14 protein-coding genes are annotated in these 18,628 nt (G+C 58.5%); all 14 read right to left on the minus strand.

The genetic code is table 11. From position 1 onward, the window contains the following. On the minus strand, positions 1 to 927 hold the full coding sequence (locus Q7C21_RS00625; protein ID WP_039659905.1) for a glyoxylate/hydroxypyruvate reductase A: 927 nt from the start codon (positions 925 to 927) through the stop codon (positions 1 to 3). Then, on the minus strand, positions 927 to 1,769 hold the full coding sequence (locus Q7C21_RS00630) for a GNAT family N-acetyltransferase (RefSeq protein ID WP_039659904.1): 843 nt from the start codon (positions 1,767 to 1,769) through the stop codon (positions 927 to 929). The genes Q7C21_RS00625 and Q7C21_RS00630 overlap by 1 nt, the downstream gene beginning before the upstream one ends. Positions 1,770 to 1,780: 11 nt before the next feature. Then, positions 1,781 to 3,112, minus strand: a complete 1,332-nt coding sequence (locus Q7C21_RS00635) for an FAD-binding oxidoreductase (RefSeq protein WP_003852381.1) — start codon at positions 3,110 to 3,112, stop codon at positions 1,781 to 1,783. A gap of 122 nt (positions 3,113 to 3,234) precedes the next feature. Continuing rightward, on the minus strand, positions 3,235 to 4,899 hold the full coding sequence (locus Q7C21_RS00640; RefSeq protein WP_039659902.1) for an ABC transporter ATP-binding protein: 1,665 nt from the start codon (positions 4,897 to 4,899) through the stop codon (positions 3,235 to 3,237). Then, positions 4,896 to 5,747 carry an ABC transporter permease gene (locus tag Q7C21_RS00645; protein ID WP_375150264.1) on the minus strand — a complete coding sequence of 284 codons (852 nt, stop codon included), beginning with the start codon at positions 5,745 to 5,747 and terminating at the stop codon, positions 4,896 to 4,898. The genes Q7C21_RS00640 and Q7C21_RS00645 overlap by 4 nt, the downstream gene beginning before the upstream one ends. After that, a complete protein-coding gene (locus Q7C21_RS00650) occupies positions 5,744 to 6,700 on the minus strand; it encodes an ABC transporter permease (protein ID WP_003852376.1) in 957 nt (318 codons plus the stop codon). Before Q7C21_RS00650 ends, Q7C21_RS00645 begins: the two co-directional genes overlap by 4 nt. 40 nt (positions 6,701 to 6,740) lie before the next feature. Continuing rightward, complete coding sequence (locus Q7C21_RS00655; RefSeq protein ID WP_003852374.1) at positions 6,741 to 8,348, minus strand: ABC transporter substrate-binding protein; 1,608 nt, start codon at positions 8,346 to 8,348, stop codon at positions 6,741 to 6,743. Positions 8,349 to 8,430: 82 nt separating this feature from the next. After that, a complete protein-coding gene (locus tag Q7C21_RS00660) occupies positions 8,431 to 9,708 on the minus strand; it encodes an NAD(P)/FAD-dependent oxidoreductase (RefSeq protein ID WP_375150265.1) in 1,278 nt (425 codons plus the stop codon). Between the two features lie 10 nt (positions 9,709 to 9,718). Continuing rightward, complete coding sequence (locus Q7C21_RS00665) at positions 9,719 to 10,387, minus strand: haloacid dehalogenase type II (RefSeq protein ID WP_003852370.1); 669 nt, start codon at positions 10,385 to 10,387, stop codon at positions 9,719 to 9,721. A gap of 28 nt (positions 10,388 to 10,415) precedes the next feature. After that, positions 10,416 to 11,885, minus strand: a complete 1,470-nt coding sequence (locus Q7C21_RS00670) for an aldehyde dehydrogenase (RefSeq protein WP_008926926.1) — start codon at positions 11,883 to 11,885, stop codon at positions 10,416 to 10,418. 446 nt (positions 11,886 to 12,331) lie between these two features. Next, entirely contained in the window at positions 12,332 to 13,789 is a 1,458-nt protein-coding gene (locus tag Q7C21_RS00675) for an NAD-dependent succinate-semialdehyde dehydrogenase (RefSeq protein WP_375150266.1), read from the minus strand. Positions 13,790 to 13,947: 158 nt separating this feature from the next. Further along, a complete protein-coding gene (gene cbl, locus Q7C21_RS00680; protein WP_003853203.1) occupies positions 13,948 to 14,907 on the minus strand; it encodes an HTH-type transcriptional regulator Cbl in 960 nt (319 codons plus the stop codon). A gap of 1,304 nt (positions 14,908 to 16,211) precedes the next feature. Beyond that, positions 16,212 to 17,129, minus strand: coding sequence for a nitrogen assimilation transcriptional regulator NAC (gene nac / locus Q7C21_RS00685; RefSeq protein WP_140916213.1), 918 nt, complete (start codon positions 17,127 to 17,129; stop codon positions 16,212 to 16,214). Between the two features lie 452 nt (positions 17,130 to 17,581). Then, positions 17,582 to 18,607, minus strand: a complete 1,026-nt coding sequence (locus Q7C21_RS00690; protein ID WP_375150326.1) for an ABC transporter permease — start codon at positions 18,605 to 18,607, stop codon at positions 17,582 to 17,584. Positions 18,608 to 18,628: the final 21 nt, after the last annotated feature.

The raw sequence follows: 18,628 nt of genomic DNA on the forward strand, positions 1-18,628 counted from the left end.
TTAATATCCTCGCGAACGGTCAATTTCACCGTGCAGCGGTTCGCCACGCTGGTAGCGCCGCAGGTTTTCCAGCAGTGCCGCAATGGCGCTCTCATTCTGCGTCTGGCTGGCGATGTGTGGGGTGAGCCAGATGGCGGGATGGTGCCAGAACGGATGGCCCTGAGGTAACGGCTCCGGATCGGTGACATCAATCACGGCAGCACGGAGCTGACCGCTCTCCAGCGCTTTGAGCAGATCGTCATGGTTCAGTTGCGGGCCGCGACCGGCCTGCACCAGCGCCGCGCCCTGGGGTAACTGATTAAACAGGCTGTGGTTCAGCAAACCCCGCGTCGTGTCGGTCAGCGGCAGCAGGCAGATCAGAATTTCGCTGTGGGCCAGGAAGTCAGCGAGCTGATCAGCGCCGTGCCAGCAGCGTACGCCAGGAAAGTGGCGTGGTGTGCGGCTCCAGCCTGCGCAGTCAAAACCCAGCGCCACCAGTTGCACTAACGCGGCCTGACCCAGTTCGCCCAGCCCCATCACGCCGACCCGCCGCTGCGAGGCGGGTAATGCCACGTGCGCCAGCCACTGCTGCTGGCGCTGCTGATGAAAATAGCGCGGCATATCACGATGCAGCCCGAGCACCGCAAAGGTGACATATTCCACCATGCCCTGCGTCAGACCCGGTTCGATCATCCTGATTACTGGCAGGTCGGGCGGCAGCGCACTGAAGTCAAACTGATCGGCGCCGGCACCCACCGAGAAGAGCAGTTTCAGGTGTGGAAACCGCGCCGGAATGTCTGCCGGAGGCTGCCAGGCAACCAGCGCCTCAACCTGGTCTGGTTCACCGGTCTCTGGCCAGATATGCAGGTGAATGTCAGGTGCATGTTCTGCCAGCCAGCGCTGCCAGATCCGCCCACGTTCAGGCTCCGATTTATAGACGATATGCATCAGGCCATCGCCTGCGTCATCAATCCAAACGCCTGCATACCCTGCGGTGTCCAGGGCATGCCGCGCACCATTGTGGTGGGCGCATCGACCTGAGGAATACCGAGAGAGGTTAGCCAGGCAGCCATCGGCAGCGCGGCGTCGGTGTCGATTCGCAGGAATTCACCCTGTAACGACTGCATCAGCGAGGCGACCAGCGCCTGCGCGATCGCAAAGTCAGCGGCGATTACCGGGCCAATTGCCCAGCCGTGCCCAAAGCGGCGCAGGCTGGCGAAGCCCTGAATCTGCTGTGATGCGTCCTCTAAAATCACCGTCTGACAGTCGCGCAGTAAATGCGCAATAAGCGCCGGGCGATGCATACCGTGTGCCTGCTGATCCAGCGTCACCAGCGTGCTGTGATCGGCCAGTGTCGCCGGGCGCAGCTGGCATCCCGCCGGGATCACAACGTCTGGCAGCGTGGTGACTTCACGGGTCTGGTGCTGACGAATCTCACCACAGCTGACAAACCCGAGCTTTTCATACAAGCCTTTGCCCATTTCAGTGGCGTGCAGACGCACGTTGTAATCCGGTACTTTTTCCAGTTGCGCCAGCATCAGCTGTTTGCCGAGGCCACGCCCCTGCTGCTGGTTATCGACAATCACCAGACCCAGCGTGGCGGCACTGTCGCCCCAGCGCCAGAGCACGGCACTGCCGATCAGCCTGCCCTGCTCTTCAATCACTGTGCCCTCGCCCAGCTGCAGCGCCAGCGCCCAGTCTTCGCGTCGGTGGGGCCATTTCAGTGCCTGCGTCATGCTGAAGCACGGGTTAAGATCGTCTGGCGTCATTGCGCGTATTGTCAGGCTCATTAAAGCTCTCCTTACATCATGCCTGGTGTTTCAAGTCCGCTGCCGTCCACCAGACGGCTGTAGCGGTACGGCGTTGGATCAACGATAGGGGTGGCTTCGGTGGCAAGATCCGCCGCCAGTCGACCGGCTCCCGGTCCGATACCGAAGCCGTGGGCGCTGTACCCTGCAGACAGCACCAGCCCCGGCAGTTTCGCCACGGTAGAGATCACCGGAATTGCGTCCGGGGTACTGTCGATCATGCCGCCCCACGACTGCGCCAGCCGGAGGTTCGCCAGCGCCGGGTATTCACGCCGCATCGCCGCCAGCCCCTCTTCCACGATTTTTGCATCGGCGGCCGGATCGAGAATGCGCATGCGCTCAAACGGTGACTCGCGGTCAAATGCCCAGCCACCCATCGCCTCCGGGCCGTTGAAGAACGGCGACAGCCCAAGGTTCAGGGTGAGATTCTTGCGGCGACTTTTGAATGTGGGATAGAACTGACGAGCGTAACGCAGCCCCTGAGCGCCTGGCTCCAGACGCCCGCGACCCGAGACGGAGACGGTGTAACTGCCATCCATCTGCGGCCGGCAGGCAAAGCCCGGCGTGTAGAGCGGCATGGCGATCGCCTGCTCGATAGGCTGAGTACGGAAAGCGGTGCCAATAACGTTGCCCAGCGGCAGATCAATGCCATGACGACGGCAGAACATCGAGGTCCACGCTCCGCCGGCACAGATAACCCGGCTGGTTTTGATCAGACCGCGTTCGGTCCAGACGCCGCTGACACGGCCGCCAGCGATATCCAGCCCGCGCACCGCACACTGCTGAAACAGCATTGCGCCTTTTTTCAGCGCGCCCGCCACCAGCCCAGGCGCAGCGAGGCGCGGTTCGGCGTGGCCGTCGGTCGGCGCTGAGAGACCGCCCCGCCACGGAGTGGTGCTGCCCGGCGTCATTGCTTTGGCCTGCTCCGCCGTGAGAATCGAACTGTTTACGCCATAGCCCTTTGCCATCTGGATCCACTTGTCCCAGGCCGCAATGTCCGACTCTTCCTGCGTGGCGTAGACCAGACCACTGCGCCGGAACCCAAGCTCTTCGCCAGTTTCATCATTTAGCTCACCCCAGCGTTGCAGCGCATAAATAATCAGCGGCAGTTCGCGCTCATCGCGGTTCTGCTGTCGACACCAGCCCCAGTTGCGGCTTGACTGCTCTGCCCCTACCAGGCCTTTCTCAATCAGCACAACCTTCACTCCCTGCTTTGCCAGCTCCCAGGTGGCTGCGGCACCGGCAATACCGGCGCCAATCACCACCACATCGGCGGAATCAGGGAAATTCGCACTGTCCTGTACATAACGAATCGGTGCAGGCATAACACAATAACCTCTGTTGTCAGTATCGGGTCTGGCGCAGGGCAATATCGCCGCTGTGCGTAAGTACGTCGCCTGCGCAATGCATCACTGCACTGCAGGCGGGTAAATCAGAGCGCGCTAACTCACTCTGCTTTTAAAATCTCTTCATGCTCATCCAGCCAGCCCTGACGCAGCTCCGGCACCGCGCGTTTCAGCCGCTCGAAATAGAGTTCACTGGTCGGCTTGTCGTAGTCATTACGTGCCAGCTGAGTGACGATCCGACCGCTCTTCATTACCACAATTTCGTCGCACACCGCGCGAACGGCATGCATGTCGTGGCTGATAAAGATTACTGAGAGGCCCAGCTCACGGCGCAGCTCGCTGATTAAGTCGAGTACGGCGGCGGCAACCACGGTGTCCAGCGCCGAGGTCACTTCATCACACAGGATCAAATCCGGTTCAGCCGCCAGCGCACGCGCAAGGTTGACGCGCTGCTTTTGCCCGCCAGAAAGTGCCCAGGGACGCCGCCACAACACGCTGCGTGGCAGCTGTACCAGATCCAGTAGCTGATAAAGTCGCTGCTGGCGGGCCGAACCACTCAGGCCGTGAAACAGCGTCAGCGGTCGCGACAGGATACGTTCAACGCTGTGGGCCGGATTCAGTGCGGTATCCGCCATCTGGAACACATACTGAATGCGCCGCAGCTCGTTGTCAGGACGTTTTTGCATATCGCCCGCAATGTAGTGGCCGTTAAACAGGATGTGGCCGTGACTGGGGGCATTAAGTCCGGCAATGGCATGCGCCAGGGTGGTTTTGCCCGAGCCTGACTCACCGATAATGCCAATCGCCTGTCCTTTCCACAGTTTGAGGTTAATCTCCTCAAGAATGCGCACTTTCGAATGGCCGTCGCTGCCACGCGGGCCATAACCTGCGTTGAGGTCGCGCACCTCCAGCAGCGGCTGAATATCGGCAGCGGCCGGGCACCAGTTGCTGGGCCGCTCTTTCTGCCGCGCGGCGTCCATCAGTAAGCGGGTGTACTCTGCCTTAGGCGCGCCAATCAGATGCGCCGTGCTGCCATACTCCGCCATTTTGCCGCGCAGCAGCACCAGAATCCGGTCAGCCATCTGTGCCACCACGGCCAGATCGTGACTGACGTAAATCGCGGTGACCCCACGCTGCACCACCACGCGGCGAAACGCTTTCAGCACTTCCACCTGGGTGGTCACATCCAGTGCGGTGGTCGGTTCATCAAGGATCACCACATCCGGATCGCCAATCAGCGCCATCGCCGTCATCAGACGCTGTAGCTGTCCGCCCGATACCTGGTGCGGAAAACGGTCTCCAATGGTCTCGGGGTTCGGCAGCGCCAGTTCGCGAAACAGGCCTATGGCCTTCTCTTTCGCCGCTTTGCGCGTCAGGGTGCCGTGAATAACCACCGGCTCAATGACCTGATCGAGAATCTTCATGCCCGGATTAAACGATGCCGCCGCGCTCTGGGCGATATAGGCGACGTTGTTGCCGCGAAAGGCGCGTAACTGGCCTGGCGTCAGGCTGTTAACATCGGTGCCAGCAACGTGAATGTTACCGTCGGCAATGCGGCAACCGCTGCGGGCATAGCCCATCAGTGCCATGGCGATGGTGGTTTTACCTGAGCCGGATTCGCCAATCAGCGCCAGCACCTCTCCCTTCTGCACGGTAAAATGAATGTCGGAAACCAGGTCAATCTCTTCGCCGCGATCGGTCTGCGCGGTGACGCGCAGTTTATCCACCGATATCACTGGCATGGCGGTATGTGGTGTCACGTTCATGCTCCCTCCTTCGCCAGCGTCATCGGACGCATCGCCTGAAGGCTGTCTATAAACAGGTTGGCGCCAATGGTCAGGCTGGCAATCGCCAGCGCGGGCATCAGGACGGCAGGCGAACCGTCAAATAGCCCCTGCATATTTTCACGCACCAGCGTGCCCCAGTCGGCATACGGCGGCTGAACGCCCAGACCGAGGAAACTCAGCCCGCTCAGCAGCAGCACGATATAGACAAAGCGCAGGCCAAAGTCCGTCAGCATCGGGTGCACCATGTTAGGCAGGATGTCGTGAATGGCGATATACCAGCGGCTTTCGCCCCGCAGCCGTGAAGCACGGACGTAATCCATGCTGCGCAGCGAGCTGGCCATGGCAAAAGCGATACGAAATGCACCCGGCCAGTAGGTGAAAACCGCCGTCAGGATCAGCATCGGCAGCGAGGAGCCAAATACCGCGACGATCATCAGCGACAGCACTTTGCCTGGCAGCACCAGCAGCGCGTCATTGACACGGCCCAGTAACTCCTCCAGCCAGCGTCCCGTGACCGCGGCCAGCAGCGCCAGCAGCGTGCCGATCAGACTGGCCAGCAGCGCCGCACTCAGTGCCAGGCCGATAGAGAATTTCGCGCCGTAGAGAATACGGCTCAGCATGTCGCGTCCCAGATAGTCGGTGCCCAGCAGGTTATCCGCCGTCAGGTCACCCATCAGCGGGCCGCCGCCGATGTCATCAATGCTGTGTGGCGCCAGCGATGTGCCGAATACCGCCATCAGAAGCCAGAACAGCGACATCATCAGACCCAGCCGACCTGACCAGGAAAGAGACTGAAAGAAACGCCAGGGCAACAAGAGAGTATTCATGCGCTTCTCCATTTCGGGTTAAAGGCGATAGTCAGAATGTCGGCCGCCAGCAGCAGCACCAGATAGCAGGCGGCGAACAGCATCACGCAGAGCTGCACCACCGGCAGGTCGCGGTTACTGACCGCATCCACCAACTGGCTGGCCAGACCGGGATAGCTGAAGATGGTTTCGATGATGATCACTCCGCCAAACAGATAGGAGAGACTGAGTGAAATCGCGTTGGCGATAGGGCCGACCGCATTGGGCAGCGCGTGGCGCAGCACGGCGCGGAGCGGCGACACCCCTTTCAGCAGCGCCATCTCCAGATAGGGGCTGTCGAGCTGATTGATAATGGCGGCTCGCGTCATGCGTGCCATCTGCGCCACCAGCACGCAGCAGAGTGTCAGCACCGGCAGCGCGTATGCTTTGAGGTAGCTCAGCAGGTCGCTGTCCGGACTGCCGAACGACATCGCCGACACCCAGTGCAGTTTGACGGCGAAAATCAGCACCGCCACGGTGGCCACCAGAAATTCCGGTACCGCAACCGTCGCCATCGTGCCGATAACCAGTGCCCGATCGAGCCGGGAACCGCGATTCATCGCCGCGATGATGCCGATGATCAGCGCCATCGGCACGCAGATCAGCGTGGTGATACCCGCCAGTTCAAAGGTGGCGGGGATACGCTGCGCCACCAGCTGTGAGACCGGCAGATGGCTGGCAAACGAGGTGCCGAAATCTCCCTGCACCATGCCGGTCAGCCAGTGGATATAGCGCATCAGCAAAGGCTGATCGAGACCCAGTTGCTGCCGTAACGCCGCCACCGTTTCCGGCGTGGCGTTCTGGCCGAGGATCATCTGTGCCGCGTCACCCGGCAGCAGGCTGGTGATGAAAAACACCACCGCCGAGACGATAAGCAAAGTCAGGATGCCGGCGCCAATCCGCCGGGCAATCAGGAACATCATGTATCGGTTCATCGGCGTACTCCTTAAAAGAGCCTGTTGGGCCAGGCGGGGATCAGGCTGACAGCCACGCAAACTCATGGAAGCGATAACCCATCATCATGCCCGACGGCCAGGCCTCTACCCCTTTAACCTTCCTGTTATAACCATCGGTGGAGCTGATAAAGGTGGGGATAATCGTGCCGCAGTGGTCATAGATCAGGGCCTGCATGTCGCCATACATCTGCTTGCGTTTTGCCTGATCGCGCTCACCGCGTGCGGCGACCACCAGCTGATCAAACTGGGGATTTTTCCAGCCCGATTCGTTGTTCGGGGCCGTAGAGAGGTAGAACTGAGAAAAGAGCATATCGAGCGTTGGACGCGGGTTTATCGAGCCATATCCGATCGGATCTTTCATCCAGTGCGAAGACCAGTAACCGTCATAGGGCACGCGGCGTACTTTCACGTTGAGACCCGCCCCACGCGCCATCTGCTGAATCAGCTGTCCGCCTTCGTTCGCGCCTTCGATATTCGGCGTGGTGATGATCTCTACCGTGGAGCCTGTCATGCCTGCCTTTTTGATATGAAATTTCGCTTTTTCAACGTCGAGCGGGCGCGGCTTGAGGTCGGCGTTGTAAAGCGGATGCCACGGCGGAACCGGGGTGTCATTACTGACGTCGCCGTATCCCTGCAGTACCGTTTTCACCAGCATTTCGCGCGGCTGCAGGTATTTCATTGCCAGCACGAAATCTTCGTTGTTACCTGGCTTAACATCGGTGCGGATGATCAGGTTGGTATACATGCCCGATTTACTCTCCAGCACACCAAATTCATTGCTGCCTTTAAGGCGCTTGCAGTCAGCGGCGGTCAGTGTCGACACTATCTGCAGATCGCCCGACATCAGGGCATTGACGCGTGCCGCACCGTCGGTGACACCAATCAATTCCACCTCATCCAGATGGGGCAGTCCGGGCTTGTAGTAGTTGGGATTTTTCGTGCCGATGGTGCGCGTCCCCGGCATAAACGTTTTGCAGACAAAGGGACCGGTGCCGATGCCTTTGCTGAAATCGGTGGTGCCATCCTTCACAATTAAAAACGGTGGCGTTGCCAGCATGTAAGGGACATCGAAGTTGGCACTGTTGAGCTCCAGCTGCACCTCATTGTCATTCACCGCACTGAACGATTTAAACTGATCGGCCAGCTTAAAAGCGATAGAGGCGATGGCAGGATCTTTGTGGCGGCTGAGCGAGAAGATCACATCTTTCGCGGTCAGCGGTTTGCCATCGTGAAAGGTCACCCCTTTACGCAGTTTGATATGCCAGGTGATGCCGTCGCTGGATTCAATCGATTCGGCCAGCGCCGGTTTCGCCATCAGGTTTTTATCCAGTTCGGTCAGGCCGCTGTAGAACATAAACTGACGGGTGTAATCCGCACTGTTGTTACTTTTGGCAGGATCGAGCGTGTCGGTGGCTGACGCATTCGACATCGCTGCCCGCAGTTTTCCGCCTTTAACCGGCTTGTCATCCGCCAGTGCTTTCCCTGAAAAACCGATCAGGCCGCTGCTCATCGCCGCTCCCGCGGAGAGGATTTTCATCAGGCTGCGACGTGACAGTGAGCCTTCAGTGATCATGCGCGTCAGTGCCGGATTTACCGCATCAGCATCGTTATTATCAAATTTACTCATCTCTCTACCCTCAATAGTCAGGCGAACCGGGAATGATGTTCTGGCGGTGCTGGTGACCTGGCGGCCAGCATCCGACGGGACGTTATGAAAGGCGATCCTTTGCTTTGTAATAGAGTCCTGCGAGCGGTAAAAACCATGGCTTGCCGTGATAACCGGGTAGCGCGGGCCATGTGTCGCGCTGCCAGGGATTTTCAGTGCGCTTTTCGGTCAGCAGATCGGCCATCACTCGCCCCATCCACACCGACATCTGCGTGCCGTGACCGCTGTAGCCCAGCGAATAGAACAGACCATCCTGTTCACCCGCGTGCGGCAGACGGTCGGCGGTCATGTCGACCATGCCGCCCCAGCAGTACTCCACCTCTGCCTGTCCCAACTGCGGCAGCATCTGCGTCATGGCACGGCGCAGGATCTCGCCGCTGCGCGAATCGGATGTCGGGTTGCTGACGGCAAAACGGGCACGGCCGCCAAACACCAGACGGCTGTCAGCAGTCGTGCGAAAGTAGTTGCCGATATTCAGCGAGGTGACGTAAGTCCGATTGTTGGGCAGCACCTGGCGCAGCAGCGTCGGGTCCAGCGCTTCGGTCACCACAATAAAGCTGCCGACCGGCACAATGCGGCGCTGAAACCAGGGGAAAGGACCGACGTTGGAGCAGCCGGTCGCCATCAGGACTTTATCCGCCACAATGGTGCCCTGCGCCGTGTGTATCCGGTGCTGATAGCCTTTGAGTCGCTCTAACTTCGTTACCGCGTGATGCGGAAAAATCTTCGCCCCGCTTCGTGCAGCGGCTTCAGCCAGCCCGACGCCAAACTTACCCATGTGCATTTGACCGCCCCGTTTCTGCAGCAGGCCGCCGTGGAAATCGTCGCTGGCGATCTCGTCGCGCACCGCCGTTTTGTCGAGCAGTTCGATCTCCGGGTCCACAGTGCGACGCATCAGTTCATACGCCTCCCGCAGTCCGGCCACGTGCGACGCTTTGCTGGCCAGCTTAAGCTTGCCGCACAGCCGGAAGTCACAGTCGATGGCTTCATCCTGGATCAGTTGCTGGACATAGCTCACCGCATCGTCAAACGCCCGATAGAAGCGGCTGGCCTGTTCCAGACCCTGACTTGCCACCAGCGAGGCGAAGTTCTGCGCTACACCGGTGTTGCAGTGGCCGCCGTTGCGCGCCGAGGCCTGGCTCATCACGTCACCACTCTCCAGCAGCACCACACTGATGCCGCTGCGCGCCAGGTTAAGCGCCGCCGAGACGCCGGTGAAACCGCCGCCAATCACGACCACGTCCGCCTGTACGGGCAGCGGTTCGCGGGCGGCGCCGGTAAAGGCGGGAGCGGTGGCCTGCCAGAACGATTCCAGTTTCATGGGGTGTTCCTCAGAGTCCGACGACGCCAGGCAGGCCGCCGATATCTTTGATTTCGGTGTACTGGTAGTAGGGATTCGCCGGTTCATGGCCGCGATTGACCCAGACCTTGTTTTTGATGCCGAGATCGTAGGCGGTCATCAGGTCATAGCGGAAGCTGGAGGAGACATGGAGGATCTCCTCCGGGCCGCAGCCGAGCTTATCCAGCATGTATTCGAAACCTTTCATCTGGGGTTTATATGCGCCCGCTTCTTCAGCGGTGATGGTCAGGTAGATGGGTGCACCCAGACGCGGTTCATGGTGTGGGATCAGGTCTTTCATCGAATTGGTCAGCAGCACCAGCGGAAACTCCTTAGCCACTTTTGCCAGCCCGGCGGGCACATCAGGATGCGGTCCCCAGCTGGCGCAGTCAGTGTAGATAAAGTCGCTGTCGGCTTTGCTCCATGTCACGCCCCACTTTTTGCAGGTGCGCTGAATCGCATTACTGACCACGTCGTAATAGGGTTTCCATGCGCCGAGCACCTCATCCAGCCGGTAGCTGGAAAAGTCGGTGGTAAAGGCATGCATTGCATCCGGGTCGACGCGGTCGCTGAAACAACGCTCCGCCGCGCCAGCCATATCGAAGCGAATCAGCGTGCCGTAACAGTCAAACGTGATGAATTTCGGTTTAAACAGTGCCATGTAACACCCTCGTCATTGTCAGTTGCGCTTAGAAATCGATGAGTACACTTTTCTGGCGCTGGCAGGCCTGAAACGCCTGACGCCCTAAATCTTTACCAATGCCAGAACCCAGGAAGCCACCGGTTGGAATAATGAAGTCGCCGGAGCGTCCATAGCGGTTAATCCAGACGGTGCCCGCCTCTATGGCACGCATCGCCCGCATGGCACGAGGCAGGCTCAGCGTGTGCACGCCGGCACAAAGGCCATAGGTGTCATGGGCGGCCATCGCCAGCCCCTGCTCTTCGTCGTCAAACGTCTGTACTGTCAGAACCGGACCAAAAATCTCCTGCTGCACCGCCGGGTTATCCTGCGCCACGTGGCTCAGCAGTGTGGGCTGCCAGAACCAGCCGTTGTCGGTGTCGGCAAAACGCTCTCCGCCCACCAGTACCTCTGCGCCCTGTGCTTTTGCTGCCTCAATGACCGAGCAGACTTTGTTGCCCTGGCGTTCGTCGATCAGCGGGGCATAACGGCTCTCTTCCTGCCACGTGACACCCGGTTTAAGTTCGCGGCAGAGCTGGGCCAGCCGCTCAACCAGCGGATCGGCGATATTGCGTTGTACGATAAGACGGGTGCCCGCCACGCAAGCCTGCCCGCCGTTGGCGGTAAAGCCGCGCAGAATGCGCTGAGCCAGCACCTCAAGGTCACCCGCGTCATCGAATACCAGTTGTGGACTCTTACCGCCCAGCTCCAGTGTCACGGGTTTCATACCGTGCTGCGCGGCATCGCTCATGATGCGTTTTCCGGTCACGGTCGAGCCGGTAAAGGAGACTTTGCGCACCAGCGGATGGGTCACCAGCGCGCTGCCGGTCACCGCGCCACTGCCCTGAACAATATTCAGCACGCCCGCCGGTAAGCCCGCCTGGATCGCCAGTTCAGCCATACGCACGGTTGAAAACGGGGTCAGTTCAGAGGGTTTGAGCACCACGGCGTTACCCGCCGCCAGCGCCGGTCCGCATTTCCACGACGCCATCGACAGCGGAAAATTCCACGGGGTAATCGCGGCGATGACACCATAAGGTTCAGCAATCAGCATGCCGAGACTGCTGTCACGGGTTGGAAAGAGGTCACCGCTGTATTTGTCGGCGCATTCGGCATAGAAGCGAATCGCTTCGGCGGTGAACGGAATTTCATGCAGCACAACGTCGCTGATTGGACGGGTCGAACCCAGTGCTTCCAGCTGAGCCAGCAGCGTGTCCTGCTCAATCAGATCGGCCCAGCGGCGTAACACGCGACCGCGTTCGCGCGGCGGACAGCCGGACCAGCCGCTGGTTTTCAGCGCCTGATGCGCAACAGTGACAGCGCGATCAACATCCTGCGGCGTCGCATCCTGCAGCGTGGCATAGACTCTGCCATCCGAGGGACGTTTTACCTCAAATGATGCGCCCTGGCTCTGGCAGTGCTGGCCGCCAATATAATGGCCAGCCGGAAGAGAAACTTTTTCAGGGTCGAAACTTAACATGGAAAAATCCTTATTTGTTACACCCATCAGTTGCTGTTTTATTAGCGTTTTCACTGGCCGATTTCTGTGGCGTTAATAAGCTAATGCAGAAAGTATGCCAGCCGGGCAAAAAATAAAAATGCGTTTAAAACAGCGCAAAAAAATTTTCTGCCGTATTGCCGGGGGATTTTTTGCGGAATTGCCGAACAATTAAACAGATGATTTACTTCACAAAATTTATGCGCCCTGCTGGTGCAACCTGCACGGAAATTGCACCAAAGCGGATATTAGTGACCAGGCCGCTCATTCTTCGATTCCTGACTCACCGTTTACCGACGTGCCTCACATCCCGGATAAATTCTTTAAATTTTTAAAGAGTATTATTTGACGCCGAAGAATTCAGGTTGCGCATCAGGCAAAAAAAAACGCCAGCCGGATGATCCGGCTGGCGTTCTCTTAATATTTAATTACAAACTGCCAATGTGAAATGTTTTCTGTTCCAGATATTCATCAATTCCGTAGCGGGACCCTTCACGCCCTATACCGGAGAGTTTGACGCCGCCAAATGGCGCGACCTCCAGGGAAATAGCGCCGGTATTAAAGCCGACCATGCCAAACTCCAGCGCTTCCGCCACCCGCCAGGCTCGCCGGATATTCTCGGTAAAGAAATAGGCGCCCAGGCCGTAAGGCGTGTCATTCGCCATCGCAATCGCCTCCTCTTCATCATCAAAGATAAACAACGGCGCGACCGGGCCGAACGTCTCTTCATGGGCGATACGCATACTGGACGTGACCTCACCGAGCACCGTGGGCTGCACAAACGTGCCGTTGCCCTGGCTGATGCCGCCGGTCAGCAGCGTTGCCCCGTGACTGAGCGCATCGTCGATATGGCCGTTCACTTTCTCGACGGCGCGGCTGTTGATTAGCGGGCCTATGGTGCTGTTTGGCGCAAAGCCATCGCCCACTTTCAGGGTGGCAACGGCCTCCAGCAGTCGTGCGGTAAAGCGCGGATAGATACTTCGCTGCACCAGAATACGGTTAGCACAAACGCAGGTCTGACCGGCGTTACGGAACTTACTGAGCATGACGCCGGCAACCGCAATTTCAATATCTGCATCATCAAACACGATGAGCGGCGCGTTGCCGCCCAGCTCCAGACTCAGGCGTTTTATGCTGTTGGCGCTCTGCTGCATCAGCAACTGGCCGATTCGGGTGGAGCCGGTAAACGAAATTTTGCGCACCGTGCGACTTTCAGTTAGCGACGCACCAATCTCCGTGGGCAGCCCGGTCAGTACCTGCAACACGCCCGACGGGAATCCGGCGCGCTCTGCCAGCACGGCCAGGGCCAGCGCCGAGAGCGGTGTCAGCTCCGAAGGTTTAACGATAATCGGGCAGCCGGCCGCTAACGCCGGAGCAACCTTGCGGGTGATCATCGCAATCGGGAAGTTCCACGGCGTTATAGCCGCAGCCACCCCGACAGGCTGTTTCAGCACCAGGATGCGGCGGTCCTCGCTGGGTGCAGGAATGGTGTCGCCGTAGATTCGACGCGCCTCTTCTGCGAACCATTTCACAAAGCTGGCGCCGTAGAGCACCTCGCCCCGGGCTTCCGCCAGCGGCTTGCCCTGCTCGGCGGTCATGATGATGGCCAGGTCATCAGCATGTTCGACAATCAGCTGATGCCATTTTTCCAGCAGCGCGGCACGGCTGGCATTGGTGGTTTTGCCCCAGCTGATGCGCACCGTTTCTGCATAGGCTATCGCCTGCTCCGTCTCCGTGCGGCCCAGCGCCGGAATGGTGGCCAGCGTTTCGCCCGTAGCGGGATCGATAACCGGCAGCGTGGCGCCCTGATGCGCATCCTGCCAGCGTCCGGCAAACAGCGCCTGCTGGCGCAGCAGATCGCTATCGGTAAGTTTTAATCGCGACATAACATCCCCTCGTGGTCAGTTAATTCCACTTTATCGTGCCGGGTCAGCGCAGGATGTTGTTGTGCGGGGTGAGAAAGGTGAGTGAAATAGTTTTTCGCGCTGTTTTGAAATTTTATGCCGTGCCTAAACAGCTGCGCATCCGGCTGGATGCGCGCACTTTAAATCTGGAAGTCGATAACCGGTTCATCGTCGTTGCTGTAGGAGAGCGCCTGACGTTTGATCTCTTCCAGTGACAGGTTGGCGTTGCAGAGTTCCAGGAACTGCCAGACGTAGTTACGCTGCAGCTGACCGCGTTTGAGGCCGAGCCATACGGTGCTGGCATCAAACAGATGCGTGGCATCCAGGCGTTCCAGCTCTTCATTCTCTTCGGTTTCACACGCCTGATCGGCCAGGATCCCGACACCCAGACCGAGTTTTACGTAGGTTTTGACTACGTCTGAGTCCTGGGCGCTGAGCACGATATCCGGTTTCAGGCCCGCCGCCTGGAAAGCACGGTCAACCCGCGAACGTCCGGTAATGCCCTGTCGATACGTGATGAGAGGATAGCGGCTGAGCGTGCTCAGTGAGACCGGCTGGTTCTGTACCAGCTCATGTCCTTTCGGCACCAGCAAAGCGTGATGCCAGCTGAACCAGGGGAATGCCGCCAGACTGCTGTTATTCACCAGCATTTCACTGGCGATGCCGATATCCGCTTCACCCGCCAGCAGCATGGTGACGATTTCCTGTGGCGATCCCTGATTCAGCTCAAGACGAACGTTGGGATAAAGCTGACGGAACGCTTTAATCACTTTCGGCAGGCTGTAGCGCGCCTGAGTATGGGTGGTGGCGATAGTCAGGATGCCACTGGTTTCATTGGTAAAGACATCAGCCAGTCGTCTTACCTTTCCTGCTTCATCCAGAATGCGTTCGGCAATTGTCAGCAGTGCTTTGCCCGGTTCGGTCATGCCCAGCAGGCGCTTACCACGACGGATAAAGATCTCCACGCCCAGCTCGTCTTCCAGATCGCGAATATGGCGGCTCACACCCGACTGAGAGGTAAAGAGCGTATTAGCGACTTCCGTCAAATTAAACTCACAGCGGGCCGCCTCGCGGATGATTTTAAGCTGCTGGAAATTCACGATATTTACCTCCCTTTACATAATCTGATTCGTTGATGGTAAGAACAATTATTGATAACTGGAAATACTTAAAAATTTGGCTTTATGACTTTAGGGAATAAAGGGTGGGAGTGTTCGCTGCGCGAATGGGCTGAGGTGCACGCAGGTGCTGGGGAGTGTTCGCTGCGCGAATGGGCTGAGGTGCACGCAGGTGCTGGGGGGTGTTCGCTGCGCGAACGGGCTGGGGTGCACCTGGGTGCCTGGGGGTGTTCGCTGCGCGAACGGGCTGGGGTGCACCTGGGTGCCTGGGGGTGTTCGCTGCGCGAACCGGCGCTGAGAAGGTTTCGTTCGCCTGGCGGGTTGGGGAGTTTCAGTTACGCCTCTGCAGGCGACCAACAAGGGGGCGCCAGTCGCCGCGCCCCCTTGACCCCGGGCTCCGGCCTGCTTCACCGCCGCTTCGCGGTCCCTTCGCTTCTTCCGGATTTCTTACGGACCGGCGGGACGCGCCATCCCTGGCGCGAACCCGCCTCTTCGCGGCATCCCTGCCGCTCGTCCTGAAATCCCTCATCCGCTCAGCGGCTCTGACGGCCTCCTTCCCCGCTTTATCTCTTCTTTTTGTGTTGGTTACGTCATCGCTGTAAGTCTGAAGGATTATCTGCGGCTCTCCGCCTGGCAGGAAGAATGGCCTTCTACCCTCGCTGATATCTCTTATTTTTGTGTCGGGTACGTCATCGCTGTAAGTCTGAAGGATTATCTGCGGCTCTCTGCCTGGCAGGAAGAATGGCTCTTCACCCTATCAAATGTTGCCTCTTCTTTTTAATGCTGGTGCATTGCCGCTGATAGTTTTCAAAATTAGCTTTGGCTTTCAAACCACCAGACAACGCCATGTCCGATAAAAACCAGGATATTAAAGGCAGGGGTTTACCAGAGGCATCCGAAGCGCTGAGGAACAACCGGAGGCAAGGAGGAGCCGACAGGACGCCGGCGAAAGGACGGCTCGCGCCAGGGATGGCGCGTCCGGACGGTCCGCGAGCCGCAGGGCGTGACGAAGGCACCCCGCAACGCGGGGCGCGCAGGCTGCCGGACGCCGGGATTGTTAAGGGGCGGGCGTTCGCCCCTTGACGCGTCCGTCTGCACGGGCAAACTGAAACTCCCCAACGCCTGGCGGGCGTAACCCGCTCAGTGGGCAGGCACCGCGCAACGTAATTTTCTCAGTGTGAAGGTGCAGCAAAGCGAGACCCGCCCCCGCTGCTAAGCGTAATCAGCTCAATACCTGGCCCGCTGCTAAGCGAGATCGATTCCGAACCCGCCCGCTGCAAGCGCCCCTACCCCACTAACATCAACTCCCGCTCCTCAGTCAGCGGCCTGTTCAGCAGCGACAGCAGGATATTCTTCACCGCCTGTGCGGAAGGCGACAGCGGCAAACGGGCGGAAATGTTCAGCGACAGCGGCAGGCTCAACGATGGACTGTTGATGCGCGACATCCAGGCGTCCGTCGATCCCACCAGCGCACGGGCAGCGGATTCAGGTAATACCGTCACACCCATCCCACTGGAAATCGCTGCGGTCAGAGTAGAAATTGATTCGATCTCTCCGATGATGCGCGCGCTCAGGCGGCGCAGCGAAAATGCCTCATCAACCCGCTTGCGCACGGCGCTGTAGTCGCGTGGTAAAAACAGGCTCATCTGTGCCACATCGGCCAGATCGACGCTGACACCGGGATAATCAGTGGCGCCTACCAGGAAGAGATCCTCTTTCATCAGCGGCATACTGTTAATTCCGGCAGTGGGTGCGCGATCGTACAGCACCGCCATATCCAGCTGACCGCTCATCACCTTCTCGTTCAGCACGCTGCCACTGTTTTCATGCAGGTAGACCAGCACTTCCGGAAACTGATCGCGTACGGTTTGCAGCAGCGGCATGGTCAGCGAGGATGCCGCCGTGCCGGGTGCCAGTCCAATCGACACCTGACCGCTCAGCACCTGACCGGCGTTGATGACTGCGGTCTGGGCCTGCTCGCACTGGCGCAGAATAGTACGCGCATGGCCATAGAGAATCTTACCGGCTTCCGTTGGCGTAACGCCGCGCTTGGTGCGAATCAGTAATTGCTGATCCAGTTCATTCTCCAGTGTCGCGACCTGCTGACTGAGTGCAGGCTGTGCGATGTGCAGCACTTCTGCTGCCTGCGTCAGACTGCCGATATCGACGATTTTAACAAAGTACTTTAGTCGTCTTAAATTCATCTTGCCTCCGTCACTCACCCCGAATAGCGAAATGGGTCTGATCCAATCGCCCTGATAACAGAGATTTTGCAAGATGCAGGCCAGGTTTAAAGAGCAGCAGTCAGTGTCCAGCCAGATTTTTCCTAACGGCCCGGAAAATAAGCGTTTCTGATTACCTCTTAAGGGTTAATAAGGATCAGGAATGCGTAATCAGTGAGAGTAAGGATCCCGGGCGCACTGTGACAGTGCAGACGCTGCGAGTCAGACGTGCATAAAAGTGATGACAGACTGTACAGTTTTAGTGCAGTGGAAACGTATTGCACCTGATGAAGGCTTGCAGGGCCTGAAGCGTAGCGGTAAAGCGCAGGATAAAAATGTAAACGCTATCAGCAGGATTTCTTATCGCTGACGAAGGGAGGGAGGAAAGTAAACAGTGCCCTCTCCCGCATGCAGAAGAGGGCAACGCCTGCTGATTAACGTTTTTTGCGGTTACGGTGCATATCGATTGAGACCGCCGCCACGATGATGATCCCTTTGATGATGTCCTGAATGTAGGCATCGACACCAACGAAAGTGAATCCACTTTTAATCAGGCCGAGAATGACCGCGCCGATTAACGTGCCGGTGATACGGCCCACGCCGCCCATCAGGCTGCTGCCGCCGATCACAGCTGCGGCAATCGCATCCAGCTCGTATGACATCCCCATGCTTGACTGACCGCTGCTGACACGCGCCGCCAGGACCACACCCGCCAGGCCAGAGAGTGCACCAGCAATGGTGTAGACGATGATCAGATACTTATTAACGTTAATACCGGAGACTTTCGCCGAGGTCATGTTGCCGCCGATGGCGTAAACATATTTACCGTAGCGGGTATGTTTCAGGGCGATGTGGAACAGCAGCGCCACCACCAGGAAAATCACCACCGGCATTGCACCCTGTCCGATTGAGGTAAAACCGTCAGACAGGAAGCTGATTGGGTTACCCTGGGTGTAATACTGCGCCAGACCGCGTGCCGATACCATCATGCCCAGTGTGGCAATGAACGGTGGAATCCCGGTGCGGGTAATCAGTACGCCGTTGACGACGCCCGCCAGTAAACCGACGCCAATACCGGCCGCGATAGGGATCACCGCAGGCATATTCACCAGCGAGGGATACATCGGTGACAGACTGTCAGACGTCTGCGCCAGGCTCGCGGCAACCACCGCCGCCAGGGCAATCACCGACCCGGAGGAGAGATCGATACCGGTGGTAATGATGACCTGGGTCACGCCAACGGCGATAATCCCGATAATCGCCACCTGCAGGACAATCAGGATCAGACGGTTGGTGTTGAGCAGGAAAGACTGGTCACGCACGTACCAGCCAAACATTTCAAAAATTAACGCAATCCCCACCATCACCACGAAAATGCCGGTATCTTTCGGCAATTTATGACGCACGCTGGCGAAAAAAGAGGGTTGCTGCGGGGCTGCCGGGGTAGCAGTAGCTTTCATATTGCTCATAGTGGTCTCGCG

Origin of the sequence: Pantoea sp. ANP04 (genome assembly GCF_041982285.1) — a bacterium.
Lineage (GTDB): Bacteria > Pseudomonadota > Gammaproteobacteria > Enterobacterales > Enterobacteriaceae > Pantoea > Pantoea eucalypti.

Bases quoted from the DNA above. Each gene is read 5' to 3' on its own strand.
- Q7C21_RS00625 (WP_039659905.1), bottom strand. From the start codon at position 927: ATGCATATCGTCTATAAATCGGAGCCTGAACGTGGGCGGATCTGGCAG.
- Q7C21_RS00630 (WP_039659904.1), bottom strand. From the start codon at position 1,769: ATGAGCCTGACAATACGCGCAATGACGCCAGACGATCTTAACCCGTGC.
- Q7C21_RS00635 (WP_003852381.1), bottom strand. From the start codon at position 3,112: ATGCCTGCACCGATTCGTTATGTACAGGACAGTGCGAATTTCCCTGAT.
- Q7C21_RS00640 (WP_039659902.1), bottom strand. From the start codon at position 4,899: ATGAACGTGACACCACATACCGCCATGCCAGTGATATCGGTGGATAAA.
- Q7C21_RS00645 (WP_375150264.1), bottom strand. From the start codon at position 5,747: ATGAATACTCTCTTGTTGCCCTGGCGTTTCTTTCAGTCTCTTTCCTGG.
- Q7C21_RS00650 (WP_003852376.1), bottom strand. From the start codon at position 6,700: ATGAACCGATACATGATGTTCCTGATTGCCCGGCGGATTGGCGCCGGC.
- Q7C21_RS00655 (WP_003852374.1), bottom strand. From the start codon at position 8,348: ATGAGTAAATTTGATAATAACGATGCTGATGCGGTAAATCCGGCACTG.
- Q7C21_RS00660 (WP_375150265.1), bottom strand. From the start codon at position 9,708: ATGAAACTGGAATCGTTCTGGCAGGCCACCGCTCCCGCCTTTACCGGC.
- Q7C21_RS00665 (WP_003852370.1), bottom strand. From the start codon at position 10,387: ATGGCACTGTTTAAACCGAAATTCATCACGTTTGACTGTTACGGCACG.
- Q7C21_RS00670 (WP_008926926.1), bottom strand. From the start codon at position 11,885: ATGTTAAGTTTCGACCCTGAAAAAGTTTCTCTTCCGGCTGGCCATTAT.
- Q7C21_RS00675 (WP_375150266.1), bottom strand. From the start codon at position 13,789: ATGTCGCGATTAAAACTTACCGATAGCGATCTGCTGCGCCAGCAGGCG.
- nac (WP_140916213.1), bottom strand. From the start codon at position 17,129: ATGAATTTAAGACGACTAAAGTACTTTGTTAAAATCGTCGATATCGGC.
- Q7C21_RS00690 (WP_375150326.1), bottom strand. From the start codon at position 18,607: ATGAAAGCTACTGCTACCCCGGCAGCCCCGCAGCAACCCTCTTTTTTC.